Below are 13,361 nucleotides of genomic sequence, written 5' to 3'. Positions count from 1 at the left end.
TCACGCCACGGCCCTAAGCTTCAGGGTCGTGGCGTTTTGCGTTCTGAGGTCTGCTCAGTTACGCACCCAGCGCTGCCTGCTCCAGCCGCTCAACGCGTCGACGGCGAATACCAGTATCAGCATGGCCAGAATCACGGTGCTGGCCTGCGCTTCCTGAAACAGGCTGAGGCTGACATACAGCATCTGCCCCAGACCGCCCGCGCCGACAAAACCCAGTACGCTGGCCATGCGAATGTTGTTCTCCCAGCGATACAGCGTATACGCCAGCAGTTGTGGCCAGAGGTTGGGCAGGGTGCCGTAGCTGAACGCCTGCCAGGCGCTGCCGCCCTGCAGACGAATCGCTGCCGCGGGTTGCGGCGCGGTATTTTCCAGCGCCTCGGCAAACAGACGGCCCAGAACGCCGGTGGTGTGCAGCGCCAATGCCAGCGTGCCGGCATTGGGGCCGAGCCCGGCAGCCAGCACCATCAACACGGCCCACACCAGTTCCGGAATGGCGCGCAGCGCATTGAGCAGCAGGCGACTCAGGCTGCGCAGGAACCAGCCGAAGCGTCCGGCAGCGGGCAGGGCCAGGAGCAAACCTGCAATGGCGGCCAGCAAGGTGCCAAGCGCAGACATGGCCAGGGTTTCCAGGGCACCCTGGCCGATTGCCTGCAGATGAGGGCCGCTCAGGTCCGGGCTCATGAAGCGCAACGCGTAACGGCCCATCTGCGTCAGGTTGTCGTGGCTGCCCAGGGTGAACAGGTCGAGGCCGAGGTACACAAACGATGCGACCACGGCCGCAATCATCGTCAGCACCAGCAGCAGATTGCCAGCGCGCTTCATGTGAACTGCCTGCGCAGCAAACGGCTGAGCTGGTCGGCGAGCAGCACCAGCAGCAGGAAGGTCAGCAGCATGCTCGCCACTTCGTCACCGGCGAACATGCGCATCGACAGGTCGATCTGCTGACCGAGTCCGCCTGCGCCGACGAAGCCCATGACCACCGAAGCGCGCACGGCGCACTCCCAGCGGTACACGGTGTAGGAGGTCAGTTCGGCTGCCGCGTTGGGCAGGATGCCGTAAGCCAGTGCGGCCAGGCGACCGCTGCCTGCCTGAAGCAGCGCGTGGGCCGGGCGTTGGTCCACCGATTCGAAAATCTCCGCGTACACCTTGCCGAGCATGCCTGCATAGGTGATGGCGATGGCCAGCACGCCTGCCGTAGGGCCCAGGCCGACCGCGCGCACGAACAGCAGCGCCCAGACGATTTCCGGCACGCTGCGCAGAAAGATCAGTACCCCGCGTGCCGGCCAGCGCAGGCACTGGCCGGGCCAGCCGGGGCGGCCGCCGCGTGAGGCGGCCGACAGCGACAATGCCTGGCTGGCGAGCAGGCTTGCCGGAACGGCCAGCAGCAGCGCAAGGGCTATGCCGGCTGTGGCGATCGCCAGGGTTTGCAGCGTCGCATCCAGCAGCAGCCCGAGGAATTCCGCAGAGTGCGCCACCGGCCAGAACCCGGCGAGAAAGCTGCCCATCGTCCGCGCATTATCGGCTTGCAGCAGTACCAGCGGATTCAGTTCGGCCAGACGAATGCCCGGCCAGAGCAGGGCGACCGCCAGCAACGTCAGCAACAGGCGCGGCGTTGCCGCCGGGTCGCGCTGATCCCGACTCAGCATCGCGGCGTCCAGCGTGTTTCAGCCGCATCCGAAACCGCCTGAGGGCTGAGTTGTTCGTTGGCATACAGCGTGTCGAGATGCTCCCGGCCGACCTCGCTGGCGGCGAGGTCGAAGTGAATGCGCCCGTCGCGCACCCCGATGATTCGCGGAAAATGCGCCAGCGCCAGTTCCACCGCATGCAGGCTGGCGACCAGCGTCACGTTGTGCTCGATGGCGTGCTGACCCAGCAGCGCCAGGGTGTGATCGGCGAGGCGCGGGTCCATCGCCGAAACCGGCTCGTCGGCCAGCAGCAGTTCGGGTTGCTGATACAAGGCGCGGGCAATGCCGACACGTTGCAGCTGTCCGCCGGACAACTGCTGGCAACGTTCGAACAGTTTGTCCGCCAGGTCCAGACGTGCCAGCACCTCACGGGCGCCGCTGATGTCGAGTGGATGCAGCAGGTTCAGCAGGCTTTTGCCCAGCCCCCACTGACCAAGCCTGCCCGCCGACACCGCAGTCACCATCCGCTGGCGCGCCGGCAACGGCGGTGCCTGATGAATCAGCGCAATGCGGCTGCGCAGGCGCTGGCGTCGTGTGCTGGAGAGCTGCCAGGGATCAGTCCCCAGCACCTGCAGTTGCCCGGCACTGGGCGGCAGAGCGCTGGCCAGCAGGTTAAGCAGCGTGGTCTTGCCCGCACCGGACGGCCCGATGATCGCCACCCGCTCGCCGCGATCAATGCTCAGGTCCAGGCCGCGCAACGCCAGTGTGCCGTCGCTGTGGCGCAGCTCGATGGCGGACAGACGCAGGGTCATTTCAGCAGGTCGGCAGCGCGTGCGGCTTCTTCGATGCCTTTGTAGTTCTCTGGCTTGGTTTCGATGAAGCGGCTGGCGGCCTGAAGATCGAGGATCGCCTTCTGCTCCGGGTTGGCCGGGTCGAGGTCGAGGAAAGCCTGTTTGATCTTCGCTGCCAGTGCCGGGTCGAGGCTGCCGCGTACGGTCCAGTTGTAGTCGAAATAAGCCGGTGTGGTCTGGAAGACATGAACCTTGTTGGTGTCGACCTTGCCGCTGGCGACCAGCTTGTCCCAGACGCTGGCGTTGAGCACGCCTGCATCGACCTTGCCCGCCTGAACCCATGCGGCGGTTGCGTCATGCGCGCCGGAATAGGCGACCCGGCTGAAGAACGTTTCCGGCTTGATGTTTTCCTTGAGCATGAAGTAGCGCGGCATCAGGCTGCCGGATGTCGACGACACCGAGCCAAAGGCAAACGTCTTGCCCTTGAGGTCCGCCAGGGTTTTCACGTTCGGATCGGAGGTGATGAATTTGCTGGTGAACCTGGCGTCCTGCTCACGCTGTACCAGTGGCATCGCATTACCGGTCTTGAGGTTGACCTGAACGAAGGTGAAACCGCCCAGCCAGGCCATGTCGAGCCGGTCAGTGGCCAGCGCTTCGACCACTGCCGGATAATCCGCGACCGGAACGAACTCGACCTTCATGCCCAGCCGTTGCTCCAGATAAGCTCCCAGCGGCTTGAACTTGCGCAGCAGTTCGGTGGGCGCTTCGTCGGGAATGGCCGAGACGCGCAGGGTGTCGGCAGCGTGGCTGGTCAGGGCGGAGAAGGACAGGGCAAGGCCGGCGGCGAGCGCCAGGGTACGCTTGAGCATGGGGGTTCTCCGGTTCAATAGCGGAAAAAGGATAGCCTGAAGCCCGCGTGCACGAGCAGGCGGCGCTTCACAGGATTCGGTGATGATGCGCGGGGATTATAAGAGGCATGGCGAGAAAGGCCAGTTCGGCAGATTCATCGCCCGAATGCGCGACCGGCGCACGACGCGGTTTGCGCTGATAAGGGAACAGCCCCTAGACTCCACAGCCTGTTTCCCGGTAACCGAGAGTGTCGCGATGAATGAGCCAATCCGCCTGACCCAGTACAGTCACGGAGCAGGGTGTGGCTGCAAGATTTCCCCCAAGGTGCTGGACGTGATCCTCGCTGGTAGCGGCGCTCAGAACCTTGACCCCAGACTCTGGGTTGGCAATGCCTCGCGTGATGACGCGGCGGTCTATGCGCTGGATGACGAGCGCGGCGTGGTCTCGACCACGGACTTCTTCATGCCCATCGTCGATGACCCGTTCGACTTCGGCCGTATCGCCGCGACCAATGCCATCAGCGACATCTATGCGATGGGCGGCGACCCGCTGATGGCCATCGCCATTCTCGGCTGGCCGGTCAACATCCTGCCGCCAGAGGTCGCACGTGAAGTCATTCGCGGTGGTCGTGCCGTCTGCGACGCTGCCGGTATCCCGCTGGCGGGCGGGCATTCCATCGATGCGCCGGAGCCGATCTTCGGTCTGGCGGTGACCGGCGTGGTGCAGAAAAAGCACATGAAGCGCAACGACACTGCCCTGGCGGGGAGCACCTTGTACCTGACCAAGCCTCTGGGCATCGGCATCCTCACCACGGCCGAGAAAAAATCGAAGTTGCGCGATGAGGACATCGGCCTGGCGCGTGACTGGATGTGTACCCTGAACAAGCCGGGCAGCCGGTTCGGCAAGCTCGACGGGGTGCAGGCAATGACCGATGTCACCGGCTTCGGTCTGCTCGGGCATCTGGTTGAAATGGCTGACGGCGCAGGTCTGACCGCACGTCTGGACTACGCTGCTGTACCGCGTCTGCCCGGCGTCGAGCACTACATTGCCGAGGGCTGTGTGCCGGGCGGCACATTGCGCAATTTTGAAAGTTACGGCGACAGGATCGGCGCACTGAGCGATGCCCAGCGTGATCTGTTGTGTGATCCGCAGACCAGCGGTGGTCTGCTGGTCGCGGTCAGCCCTGAAGGTGAAGCCGAGTTTCTGATCGTGGCCGCCGAACTGGGGCTGCTGCTCACCCCTATCGGCACCCTGCACGAGCGACAGACCCACGCCGTCGAGGTGTTCTGATGGCCGACAACAGCAGCGACTACCGTGCACTGTTTCTCAACGACGTGCCGATGATGGACGCTCGGGCTCCGGTGGAGTTTTCCAAGGGGGCTTTCCCTGGCGTGATCAACCTGCCGCTGATGAATGACATCGAGCGGCAAAAGGTCGGCACCTGCTACAAGCAACACGGTCAGGACGCCGCTATCCAGCTCGGGCATCAATTGGTCTGCGGTCAGGTCAAGGATGAACGCGTCAATGCGTGGATCGAGTTCGCTAAAGCCAATCCGGACGGCTACCTGTACTGCTTTCGCGGCGGGCTGCGCTCGCAGACCGTGCAGCGCTGGCTGAAGGATGCCGGGGTCGACTACCCGCGGGTTCTTGGCGGCTACAAGGCGATGCGCACGTTCCTGCTGGATACCCTGCACGAGGCGGTGAGCGAATGCGCTATTGTCGTGCTCGGCGGGATGACCGGCACGGGCAAGACCGAAGTATTGACGCAACTGCGCAATAGCGTGGACCTGGAAGGCATCGCCAATCACCGCGGCTCCAGCTTCGGCAAGCGTGCCACCGGGCAGCCGGCGCAGATCGACTTCGAGAACCGCCTGGCCATCGACCTGCTCAAGAAGCGCGCAGCCGGTATCGAGCAATTCGTTGTGGAAGATGAAAGCCGTCTGGTTGGCAGTTGCAACGTGCCGCTGGAACTGCACCAGGCGATGCAGGGCTGCCCGATGGTCTGGCTGGAAGACAGCTTCGAGAACCGCGTCGAGCGCATTCTCGAGGACTACGTGATCAACCTCTGCGCAGAGTTCATCACCGTCAAGGGCGAAGAGCAGGGCTTTGGCCTGTTCGCCGAGCGTTTGTTGCAAAGCCTGAACAATATTCACAAACGTCTGGGCGGCGAGCGTCATCAGCGCCTGTCGGACCTGATGCAGGCGGCGCTGGAAGAACAGCAGCGTAGCGGTGCGGTTGACCTGCACCGAGGCTGGATCGAAGGGTTGCTCGGCGAGTATTACGATCCGATGTACGCTTACCAGCGCGAACACAAAGCGGCGCGTATCGAATTCGCAGGTGATCAAACGCAAGTGCTGGCCTATCTGCGCGAGCGCTCTGAGCAACGTTAAGCCTCGACCTCTATCCATCTGGCAAAGGACGCCATGCACTCGATTCTCGACTTCTATCAAACCCTGGGCTGGGGCCTTTCGGCGCTGGTGATCGGCACCTTTCTGCTGGCCGGAACGGTCAAGGGTGTCATCGGTCTGGGCTTGCCCACGGTGGCAATGGGGTTGCTGGGGCTGGCCATGCTGCCGGCGCAGGCTGCGGCGTTGCTGATCATCCCGTCGACATTCACCAACGTCTGGCAACTGGCGACGGGTGGGAGCCTGCGGCCTTTGCTGAAGCGGCTATGGCCGATGCTGAGCATGATTTTCATCGGCACGCTGGCCGGGGCGTTCTGGCTGGGCATGAGTGGCGGTCATTCAATGACCCGCGCGTTGGGTGGCGCGTTGTTTCTCTACGCGTTGAGCGGGTTGTTCCTGCCGACCTTCAGGGTTGCCGCCGCTGCCGAGCGCTGGCTGGGCCCGCTGTGCGGCTTGATTACCGGGGTGATCGCGTCGGCCACCGGGGTGTTCGTGATTCCCGTGGTGCCTTATTTGCAGGCGCTGGGCCTTGAGCGCGACCAACTGGTCCAGGCGCTGGGGTTGTCCTTCACCGTCTCGACGCTTGCGCTGGCGGCGGGGTTGTCGTGGAACGGCGCGCTGGGCGGCGCAGAGCTGGGCGCCTCCACGCTGGCGCTGATTCCGGCCCTGTTGGGCATGCTGCTGGGGCAATGGCTGCGCCAGCGAATCAGCGCAGTGCTGTTCAAGCGTGTGTTCTTTATCGGCATGGGCCTGCTGGGGCTGCATCTGCTGATAAAAGGCTGATCAGTCATGCGCTGTATCGCGGGCATACGCGGCTTGCACTGAGGATTCAGTGTTTTCCGGATTTCATGCAGGAGAGGATGAAGGATTACGCGCTGACTGCCATTTGCCGAGCCCGTCGCTGGACGGGCTTTTGACTGCTGCGAATGTCAGTGCGTGCGGGCGACCGCAAACTCGCTCAGTTCGACCAGTGCGTCGCGGTACTCGCTGGGCGGCAGCGCGTCCAGGCAGGCAATGGCGCGGGCCGCGTAGTCGCGGGCCAGCTGTGCGGTGTAATCGAGGGCACCGGCGCTTTCCACTGCATTGCGGATGCTTTCCAGATCTTCCAGGCCACCTTTCTGGATCGCCTGACGAACCAGCGCGGCCTGTTCCGGGCTGCCTTCACGCATGGTGTAGATCAGCGGCAGGGTCGGCTTGCCTTCGGCGAGGTCGTCACCGACGTTCTTGCCCAGTGTCTCGGCATCGCCACGGTAGTCGAGCAGGTCATCCACCAGCTGGAAGGCCACACCCAGATGGTCGCCGAACGTGCGCAGTGCTTCGCTCTGTTCCTGGGGGGCGTTGCACAGGGCAGCGGCACTGTGCGTCGAGGCTTCGAACAGCATGGCTGTCTTGCCACGAATCACTTCCATGTAGGTTTCTTCGGTGGTGCTGGCGTCACGAATCTTCGAGAGCTGCAACACTTCGCCTTCGGCGATGATGCGGGTTGCCTTGGACAGAATTTTCATGACTTCCATCGAGCCCAGCTCGACCATCATTTCGAACGAGCGCGAATAAAGGAAGTCGCCCACCAATACGCTGGGCGCATTGCCCCAGAGCGCGTTGGCGGTGGAACGACCACGACGCATGCCGGACATGTCGACCACGTCGTCATGCAGCAGGGTCGCGGTGTGCAGGAATTCGATGGTAGCGGCGAGCAGGCGAACATCATCGCCTTCGCGACCCAGTGCCTTGCCACACAGCAGCACCAGCAACGGGCGCAGGCGCTTGCCACCTGCCGACGTGATGTAATCACCGATTTTCGAGACCAGCGGTACGCGCGACGTCAGTTGCTTTTTGATGATAAGGTCAACGGCACTAAAGTCGTCCGCCACCGCGCGGTAGAAGGCTTGGGGTTGCATCAGCGACAGGTGCTCCGGATAGGTTGCGCCGCATGCTAGGTCGCGGGGTAGAGCGTGTCAAGGTATGACGAGCCGCCTCTTGCAACACGCGAATGCCTTGCGTACAATCGCGCACCCTAACTTTCCTGGGCAGCACCTGCCTTACGCAATGCAGACGGGCCGTTCCAGCCCCATGCAGCCATGCCAGCCGATACTCTTCTTATAAAGAGCTGGGTGAGCAGGATTTTCGGAGAAATACCATGTACGCAGTAATTGTTACCGGTGGCAAGCAGTACAAAGTCGCCCCAGGTGAATACCTGAAAATTGAAAAACTGGAAATCGCTACTGGCGAATCCGTCACGTTTGACCGCGTTCTGCTGGTTGGCAATGGCGACGACGTCAATATCGGTGCTCCCGTTGTTGCTGGCGCTACCGTTGTGGCTGAAGTGGTTTCGCAAGGTCGTCACGATAAGGTTCGTATCATCAAGTTCCGTCGTCGTAAGCACCACATGAAGCGTATGGGCCACCGCCAGTGGTACACCGAGATCAAAATTACAGGTATTCAGGCTTAATTCAGCCTAATCCTCAACTGGAGAATTGACTCATGGCTCACAAAAAAGCTGGTGGTAGTACCCGTAACGGGCGCGACTCAGAAGCCAAACGCCTTGGCGTGAAGATGTATGGCGGCCAGGCTATCATCCCTGGCAACATCATCGTGCGTCAGCGCGGCACCCAATTCCACGCTGGCTACGGCGTTGGCATGGGTAAAGATCACACCCTGTTCGCGAAAGTGGAAGGCGTGATCAAGTTTCAGGTCAAGGGCGCCTTCGGTCGCCGCTACGTGAGCATCGTTCCGAAGACTGAAGTCTCCGCAGCGTAATCACGCAGTAGCTTAAGAGCCCTGTCTTGCGACGGGGCTTTTTTGTTTGTAGAGGTAGAGAGGCAGGTGAGTCTCTTGCAAAACTGTTTGTGCGGGCTGTTGTGATGTTGACCCATGGGGTCGCTGGTTTCTGATCGGTATCGCAACGCTCATTTTTGCAAGAGTCTTATGTAATTTATGTGGTTCTGCTCGTCCCTGTGGCGGGAGGCGTGCGTTATGAAATTTGTAGATGAAGTATCCATTCGAGTAAAAGCCGGTGATGGCGGCAACGGTTGCATGAGCTTCCGTCGCGAAAAATTCATTGAAAACGGTGGTCCCAACGGCGGTGATGGTGGTGATGGCGGCTCGATCTTCATGGTCGCCGACGTCAACCTGAACACGCTGGTCGACTACCGTTACACCCGCCACTTCGACGCCGAGCGCGGCTCCAACGGTGGCAGCGCCGACTGCACCGGTCGCAAGGGTGAAGAGCTGGTGCTGCGTGTGCCGGTCGGGACCACCATCATCGACGCCACTACTCAGGAAATCATCGGTGACCTGACCAAGGACGGTCAGCGCCTGATGGTTGCGCAGGGCGGCTGGCACGGTCTGGGTAACACCCGATTCAAGTCCAGTACCAACCGCGCTCCGCGCCAGACCACACCGGGCAAGCCGGGTGATCAGCGTGATCTCAAGCTCGAGCTGAAAGTGCTGGCCGACGTCGGCCTGCTCGGTCTGCCAAATGCCGGTAAGAGCACCTTCATCCGTTCGGTGTCTGCGGCCAAGCCGAAGGTTGCCGACTATCCGTTCACCACGCTGGTGCCGAACCTGGGCGTGGTCAGTGTCGATCGCTGGAAAAGCTTTGTGGTTGCCGACATTCCAGGTCTGATCGAGGGTGCATCCGACGGCGCGGGCCTGGGGATTCGCTTCCTCAAGCACCTGGCGCGTACCCGTCTGTTGCTGCACCTCGTCGATATGGCGCCACTGGATGAAAGCAGTGCTCCGGATGCGGCTGAAGTGATCGTCAACGAGCTGGAGAAATTCAGCCCGTCGCTGGCCGAGCGTGATCGCTGGCTGGTGCTGAACAAGTGCGATCAGATTCTCGAAGAGGAGCAGGAAGCGCGCAAGCAGGAGATCGTCGATCGTCTGGAGTGGACCGGCCCGGTTTACGTGATCTCTGCCATTGCCAAAGAAGGCACCGAGCAACTGACCCGCGACATCATGCGTTACCTTGAAGAGCGCAGCCAGCGTATCGCCGAAGAGCCTGGTTACGCCGAAGAGCTGGCCGAGCTCGATCAGCGCATCGAAGACGAAGCCCGTGCCCAGTTGCAGGCACTGGACGATCAGCGTGCCCTGCGTCGCAGTGGCGTGAAGAGCGTGCATGACATCGGTGACGATGACTGGGATGAAGAAGATGTGGACGATGAAGATGGTCCGGAAATCATTTACGTCCGTGACTGATCGCTTGAAGTAAACTTGAACGCCGCTACGATTGTTAGCGGCGTTTTTGTATCCCGAATTTGAAAATCTCTGGCTAGGGTTGGAAGAAGATGCGCAGCAAAGTGACGGGCGCCCAGCGCTGGGTTGTGAAGATTGGCAGTGCCTTGCTGACGGCGGATGGCAAGGGTCTGGATCGCAACGCCATGGGTGTTTGGGTGGAGCAGATGGTGGCGCTGCACGAGGCGGGTGTCGAGCTGGTACTGGTGTCTTCCGGGGCGGTGGCTGCCGGCATGAGCCGTCTTGGCTGGACGGCCCGACCCAGCGCCATGCATGAGCTTCAGGCTGCTGCGGCGATTGGTCAGATGGGCTTGGTGCAGGCGTGGGAATCGAGCTTCGCCGAGCATGGCCGACATACCGCGCAGATCCTTCTGACTCACGATGACCTGTCGGATCGCAAGCGCTACCTGAATGCCCGTAGCACCCTGCGCACGCTGGTCGAGCTTGGGGTTGTGCCGGTCATCAATGAAAACGACACAGTGGTCACCGACGAAATCCGTTTTGGCGACAACGACACGCTGGCGGCGCTGGTTGCCAATCTGGTCGAAGCTGATCTGCTGGTCATCCTGACCGACCGTGACGGCATGTTCGACGCCGATCCGCGCAACAACCCGGAGGCGCAGCTGATTTACGAAGCGCGTGCCGATGATCCGGCGCTGGATGCAGTGGCCGGTGGTACCGGCGGTGCGCTGGGTCGCGGCGGCATGCAGACCAAGTTGCGTGCAGCGCGACTGGCGGCGCGTTCCGGTGCGCATACCGTCATCGTCGGCGGGCGCATCGAGCGCGTTCTGGCGCGGCTCAAGGGTGGTGAGCGGTTGGGTACGCTGCTGTCCCCGGAGCGCGGCATGCTCGCAGCACGCAAGCAGTGGCTGGCAGGTCATCTGCAGACCCGCGGTACGCTGGTGCTGGATGATGGCGCTGTTGCGGCGCTGGCCAGGGATCAGAAAAGCCTGCTGCCGGTGGGCGTCAAACTGGTCCAGGGCAGCTTCCGGCGCGGCGAGATGGTGGTATGCGTCGCCCAGGACGGTCGCGAGATCGCTCGTGGGCTGAGTAACTACAGTGCCATCGAAGCCCAGAAAATCATTGGTCACTCTTCCGAATCCATCGTGCGCGAGCTGGGCTATATGGCCGAGCCCGAGCTGATTCATCGGGATAACCTGATCCTCGTCTGACTCAAGGCTGCAAAAGGAATCGTTGATGCGCTTCATGAAAGGTTTATTGGCGGCCGCGTTGCTGGTGCCGGTGCTGGTCTCGGCCGAAGAGATCGGTCAGGTGTCGACCGTGTTCAAGATGGTCGGGCCCAACGATCGAATCGTGGTCGAGGCGTTTGATGATCCCAAGGTGGACGGGGTGACTTGCTACCTGTCACGCGCCAAGACGGGCGGTGTGAGGGGTGGTCTGGGATTGGCCGAAGACCGTGCCGAGGCGTCCATCGCCTGTCGCCAGGTCGGGGCGATCCGCTTCAAGGAAACCCTCAAGGACGGCGACGAGGTGTTCAAGGAGCGTACTTCGCTGGTCTTCAAGACCATGCAGGTGGTGCGTTTCTTCGACAAGAAGCGCAATGCACTGGTGTACCTGGTCTACAGCGACCGGGTCATCGAAGGCAGCCCGCAGAATGCCGTGACCGCCATTCCGATTTTGCCATGGACAACCGCGCCAGCGCCTTGATCCTCCTCCATGCTGAGGTCCACGCTGAGGGGAGTTGCCATGTCAGGGCGTTGTGGTGGCGCTCTGCATCGGTTGTTCGCAGTTCTGTGCGGTAAAGAGTGCATCCCGGCTTGGGCTTATGCGTTGTGGCAGTGCGCTACTGCCACTGCTGATGCCCGGTCCATCAGGATGCACTTCTTTTTCGTCTCAAAAAAGCACCCATGCGCATGTCGTCTTACTTCCAGCCTCTTGCCTCTGATTCCGAAGCTCGTGCGGACGGCTGAATCATGTCGTCTGGCAAATAACATCGGCCTTGCGGCCGCGGATTGAAAAAACGGCCTACCTGTTATTTCTGTCAGTAGACGGGTTGATGAACGAAGTGGTTTGATGTGGCCAGTTCGTAATAGCCGGCTGGTGGGGGTAAGCACGCTATTACTTAATGATCACGCTGAATAAAATTTACTCATTGGAGGCTTCGGCGTATCAAGAGGGTAGGCACTCATGAGAATGATCTCATTGCAGTACTTGCGTGGATTCGCTGCATTACTTGTTGTCGTTGGGCATAATTCGTTTTTTTTGGGCGGCGACTGGATAGATCATATACCTGCCTTGCTGGGCGTGGATATTTTTTTTATTGTGAGTGGTTTCATTATGACGTTGATCACTTATCAGTCCCCTGAAAGGCCGATATCATTTGTGATCAGGCGCCTCTTTCGTATATGGCCGGCTTTTTTTGTGGTGTGGCTGCTTTCCTACCTGTTTGTTTACCCTGAAAAACCCCTCGATCAGATGATATGCAGTCTCTATTTTTGTCTGCAGGACTATAGTCTCGTGGCGCCGTCGTTTGGATTCAGCGCGCTCGGACCGCCCTGGACCCTCACCTATGAGGTTGTGTTCTACCTTGTATTCACTATTTCAATGAGTATCAGCTATCGCTACCGCAGCTACGTCTGCGCGCTGGTTTTTCTGGTGTCTTCGGTAGGATTTCAGCTGTATTACAATGGTCATTTTGATTTTTCATCACAGGCCTCGCCCGATATTGTTGTGGTGCACGTATGGCAGGCCTGGATTAAGATTATTAGCAATACCATCACTTTCGAATTCATCGCCGGCATGATGCTGGCTGAGTTAATGCTCGCGAACAGGTTGCCCGACCTGTCGCTGTCGGGGCGAAGGCTTATGCAGTTGGCTCTTCTGTTGGCGATAATAAGTGCCTGCCTTTTGGGGTGGCAAGACTTCGGTCTCCGTGGCGGTTTTTGGCTGGCATTAATTATTGTGTCGTCGGTTGTGATGCTCGGTTATCGCGCTGAAGTGAAGGGTAACAGGCTATTGATTTTTCTCGGTGATATTTCCTATTCGCTTTATCTTGTTCATTATTCCCTGATGATGTTCCTGATTAAAATCATTCCTGGCAATGCACCGATGGTTGAAAAGGCAGGGGTGTTCATTCTGTCGATCGCTGCAAGCATCGTGTTGGCGTTTTTCATGTTTGAGTGGGTTGAAAAGCCCTTCATCAGGGTGGGTAAAAAAGTTGCCAGTGTTTTATCTGCTGGGCAGAAATGACCGATGCGCTAAAACTCAGGCAGTGGGTATGTTTATTGTAGTGAGCTCAGAAGGCGGGATTTGAGCAACCTTGTGTCCGCTGTCGGTGCAACTGTTACGGTCTGCCCATCGGCACATGAGTGCTCTGCGCAGTCTTGCTCAAAGCATTGAAGCCGTTGTCGCCATACCCTACCCGCTGTTTGGCGGGCCAGTCGGCTTGACCGGCAATGATCTGTGAGATGCCTGGGCCGAGGCGGCTTTCAAGCAGG

At 60.3% G+C, this 13,361-nt stretch carries 14 protein-coding genes; 9 read left to right on the top strand and 5 right to left on the bottom strand.

The features are described from left to right. Positions 1–54 precede the first annotated feature (54 nt). From phnE to KBY08_RS24255, 4 genes are read right to left on the bottom strand one after another with little or no spacing between them, the layout of a single operon-like run. Positions 55–822 (bottom strand): phosphonate ABC transporter, permease protein PhnE, encoded by a 768-nt coding sequence (gene phnE, locus KBY08_RS24270; RefSeq protein WP_003344624.1) that lies wholly within the window; start codon positions 820–822, stop codon positions 55–57. Next, positions 819–1,646: a PhnE/PtxC family ABC transporter permease gene (locus KBY08_RS24265; protein WP_003403550.1), complete on the bottom strand. Its 828-nt coding sequence runs from the start codon at positions 1,644–1,646 to the stop codon at positions 819–821. Before KBY08_RS24265 ends, phnE begins: the two co-directional genes overlap by 4 nt. Beyond that, positions 1,640–2,437, bottom strand: coding sequence for a phosphonate ABC transporter ATP-binding protein (locus KBY08_RS24260; RefSeq protein WP_024660302.1), 798 nt, complete (start codon positions 2,435–2,437; stop codon positions 1,640–1,642). The genes KBY08_RS24265 and KBY08_RS24260 overlap by 7 nt, the downstream gene beginning before the upstream one ends. Next, positions 2,434–3,285, bottom strand: a complete 852-nt coding sequence (locus KBY08_RS24255) for a putative selenate ABC transporter substrate-binding protein (protein WP_024651288.1) — start codon at positions 3,283–3,285, stop codon at positions 2,434–2,436. The genes KBY08_RS24260 and KBY08_RS24255 overlap by 4 nt, the downstream gene beginning before the upstream one ends. A gap of 235 nt (positions 3,286–3,520) precedes the next feature. Here KBY08_RS24255 and selD point away from each other — a divergent pair, with 235 nt between their 5' ends. Genes selD through KBY08_RS24240 form a run of 3 tightly spaced genes read left to right on the top strand, consistent with a single transcriptional unit; the run spans position 3,521 to position 6,453 of the window. Continuing rightward, the gene (selD, locus tag KBY08_RS24250) at positions 3,521–4,555 is read left to right on the top strand and encodes a selenide, water dikinase SelD (RefSeq protein WP_024660301.1); all 1,035 of its coding nucleotides are present in this window, start codon (positions 3,521–3,523) and stop codon (positions 4,553–4,555) included. Continuing rightward, entirely contained in the window at positions 4,555–5,655 is a 1,101-nt protein-coding gene (mnmH, locus tag KBY08_RS24245) for a tRNA 2-selenouridine(34) synthase MnmH (protein ID WP_024660300.1), read from the top strand. Before selD ends, mnmH begins: the two co-directional genes overlap by 1 nt. Positions 5,656–5,688: 33 nt before the next feature. Next, entirely contained in the window at positions 5,689–6,453 is a 765-nt protein-coding gene (locus tag KBY08_RS24240) for a sulfite exporter TauE/SafE family protein (RefSeq protein WP_024651290.1), read from the top strand. Positions 6,454–6,599: 146 nt separating this feature from the next. On the opposite strand, the gene KBY08_RS24235 is transcribed toward KBY08_RS24240, so the two are convergent. Continuing rightward, positions 6,600–7,568: a polyprenyl synthetase family protein gene (locus KBY08_RS24235; protein ID WP_003344609.1), complete on the bottom strand. Its 969-nt coding sequence runs from the start codon at positions 7,566–7,568 to the stop codon at positions 6,600–6,602. Positions 7,569–7,807: 239 nt separating this feature from the next. On the opposite strand from KBY08_RS24235, the gene rplU reads away from it, so the two are divergent. The 6 genes from rplU (at position 7,808) to KBY08_RS24205 (ending at position 13,113) form a co-directional block, all read left to right on the top strand. Continuing rightward, positions 7,808–8,119, top strand: a complete 312-nt coding sequence (rplU, locus tag KBY08_RS24230; protein ID WP_002551971.1) for a 50S ribosomal protein L21 — start codon at positions 7,808–7,810, stop codon at positions 8,117–8,119. 32 nt (positions 8,120–8,151) lie between these two features. Then, entirely contained in the window at positions 8,152–8,427 is a 276-nt protein-coding gene (rpmA, locus tag KBY08_RS24225) for a 50S ribosomal protein L27 (RefSeq protein ID WP_002551972.1), read from the top strand. A 216-nt stretch (positions 8,428–8,643) separates the two neighbouring features. Continuing rightward, positions 8,644–9,867, top strand: a complete 1,224-nt coding sequence (gene cgtA / locus KBY08_RS24220; protein ID WP_002551973.1) for an Obg family GTPase CgtA — start codon at positions 8,644–8,646, stop codon at positions 9,865–9,867. A gap of 89 nt (positions 9,868–9,956) precedes the next feature. Continuing rightward, complete coding sequence (gene proB / locus KBY08_RS24215; protein ID WP_003403542.1) at positions 9,957–11,075, top strand: glutamate 5-kinase; 1,119 nt, start codon at positions 9,957–9,959, stop codon at positions 11,073–11,075. A 25-nt stretch (positions 11,076–11,100) separates the two neighbouring features. Further along, positions 11,101–11,571, top strand: coding sequence for a CreA family protein (locus KBY08_RS24210; protein ID WP_024660299.1), 471 nt, complete (start codon positions 11,101–11,103; stop codon positions 11,569–11,571). Between the two features lie 480 nt (positions 11,572–12,051). Continuing rightward, a complete protein-coding gene (locus KBY08_RS24205) occupies positions 12,052–13,113 on the top strand; it encodes an acyltransferase family protein (RefSeq protein WP_003403540.1) in 1,062 nt (353 codons plus the stop codon). Positions 13,114–13,361 lie beyond the last annotated feature (248 nt).

The sequence above is a fragment of the Pseudomonas sp. P135 genome (assembly GCF_020312125.1).
GTDB lineage: Bacteria > Pseudomonadota > Gammaproteobacteria > Pseudomonadales > Pseudomonadaceae > Aquipseudomonas > Aquipseudomonas fragariae.
Note: the sequence above shows the minus strand (reverse complement) of the source record. Positions and strands in the feature narration are given on the sequence as shown.

Excerpts from the sequence above, each read along its gene's own strand:
- KBY08_RS24240 (WP_024651290.1), top strand. The coding sequence starts at position 5,689 with ATGCACTCGATTCTCGACTTCTATCAAACCCTGGGCTGGGGCCTTTCG.
- phnE (WP_003344624.1), bottom strand. The coding sequence starts at position 822 with ATGAAGCGCGCTGGCAATCTGCTGCTGGTGCTGACGATGATTGCGGCC.
- KBY08_RS24235 (WP_003344609.1), bottom strand. The coding sequence starts at position 7,568 with ATGCAACCCCAAGCCTTCTACCGCGCGGTGGCGGACGACTTTAGTGCC.
- proB (WP_003403542.1), top strand. The coding sequence starts at position 9,957 with ATGCGCAGCAAAGTGACGGGCGCCCAGCGCTGGGTTGTGAAGATTGGC.
- KBY08_RS24205 (WP_003403540.1), top strand. The coding sequence starts at position 12,052 with ATGAGAATGATCTCATTGCAGTACTTGCGTGGATTCGCTGCATTACTT.
- KBY08_RS24265 (WP_003403550.1), bottom strand. The coding sequence starts at position 1,646 with ATGCTGAGTCGGGATCAGCGCGACCCGGCGGCAACGCCGCGCCTGTTG.
- KBY08_RS24255 (WP_024651288.1), bottom strand. The coding sequence starts at position 3,285 with ATGCTCAAGCGTACCCTGGCGCTCGCCGCCGGCCTTGCCCTGTCCTTC.
- rpmA (WP_002551972.1), top strand. The coding sequence starts at position 8,152 with ATGGCTCACAAAAAAGCTGGTGGTAGTACCCGTAACGGGCGCGACTCA.
- rplU (WP_002551971.1), top strand. The coding sequence starts at position 7,808 with ATGTACGCAGTAATTGTTACCGGTGGCAAGCAGTACAAAGTCGCCCCA.
- KBY08_RS24210 (WP_024660299.1), top strand. The coding sequence starts at position 11,101 with ATGCGCTTCATGAAAGGTTTATTGGCGGCCGCGTTGCTGGTGCCGGTG.
- selD (WP_024660301.1), top strand. The coding sequence starts at position 3,521 with ATGAATGAGCCAATCCGCCTGACCCAGTACAGTCACGGAGCAGGGTGT.
- mnmH (WP_024660300.1), top strand. The coding sequence starts at position 4,555 with ATGGCCGACAACAGCAGCGACTACCGTGCACTGTTTCTCAACGACGTG.
- cgtA (WP_002551973.1), top strand. The coding sequence starts at position 8,644 with ATGAAATTTGTAGATGAAGTATCCATTCGAGTAAAAGCCGGTGATGGC.
- KBY08_RS24260 (WP_024660302.1), bottom strand. The coding sequence starts at position 2,437 with ATGACCCTGCGTCTGTCCGCCATCGAGCTGCGCCACAGCGACGGCACA.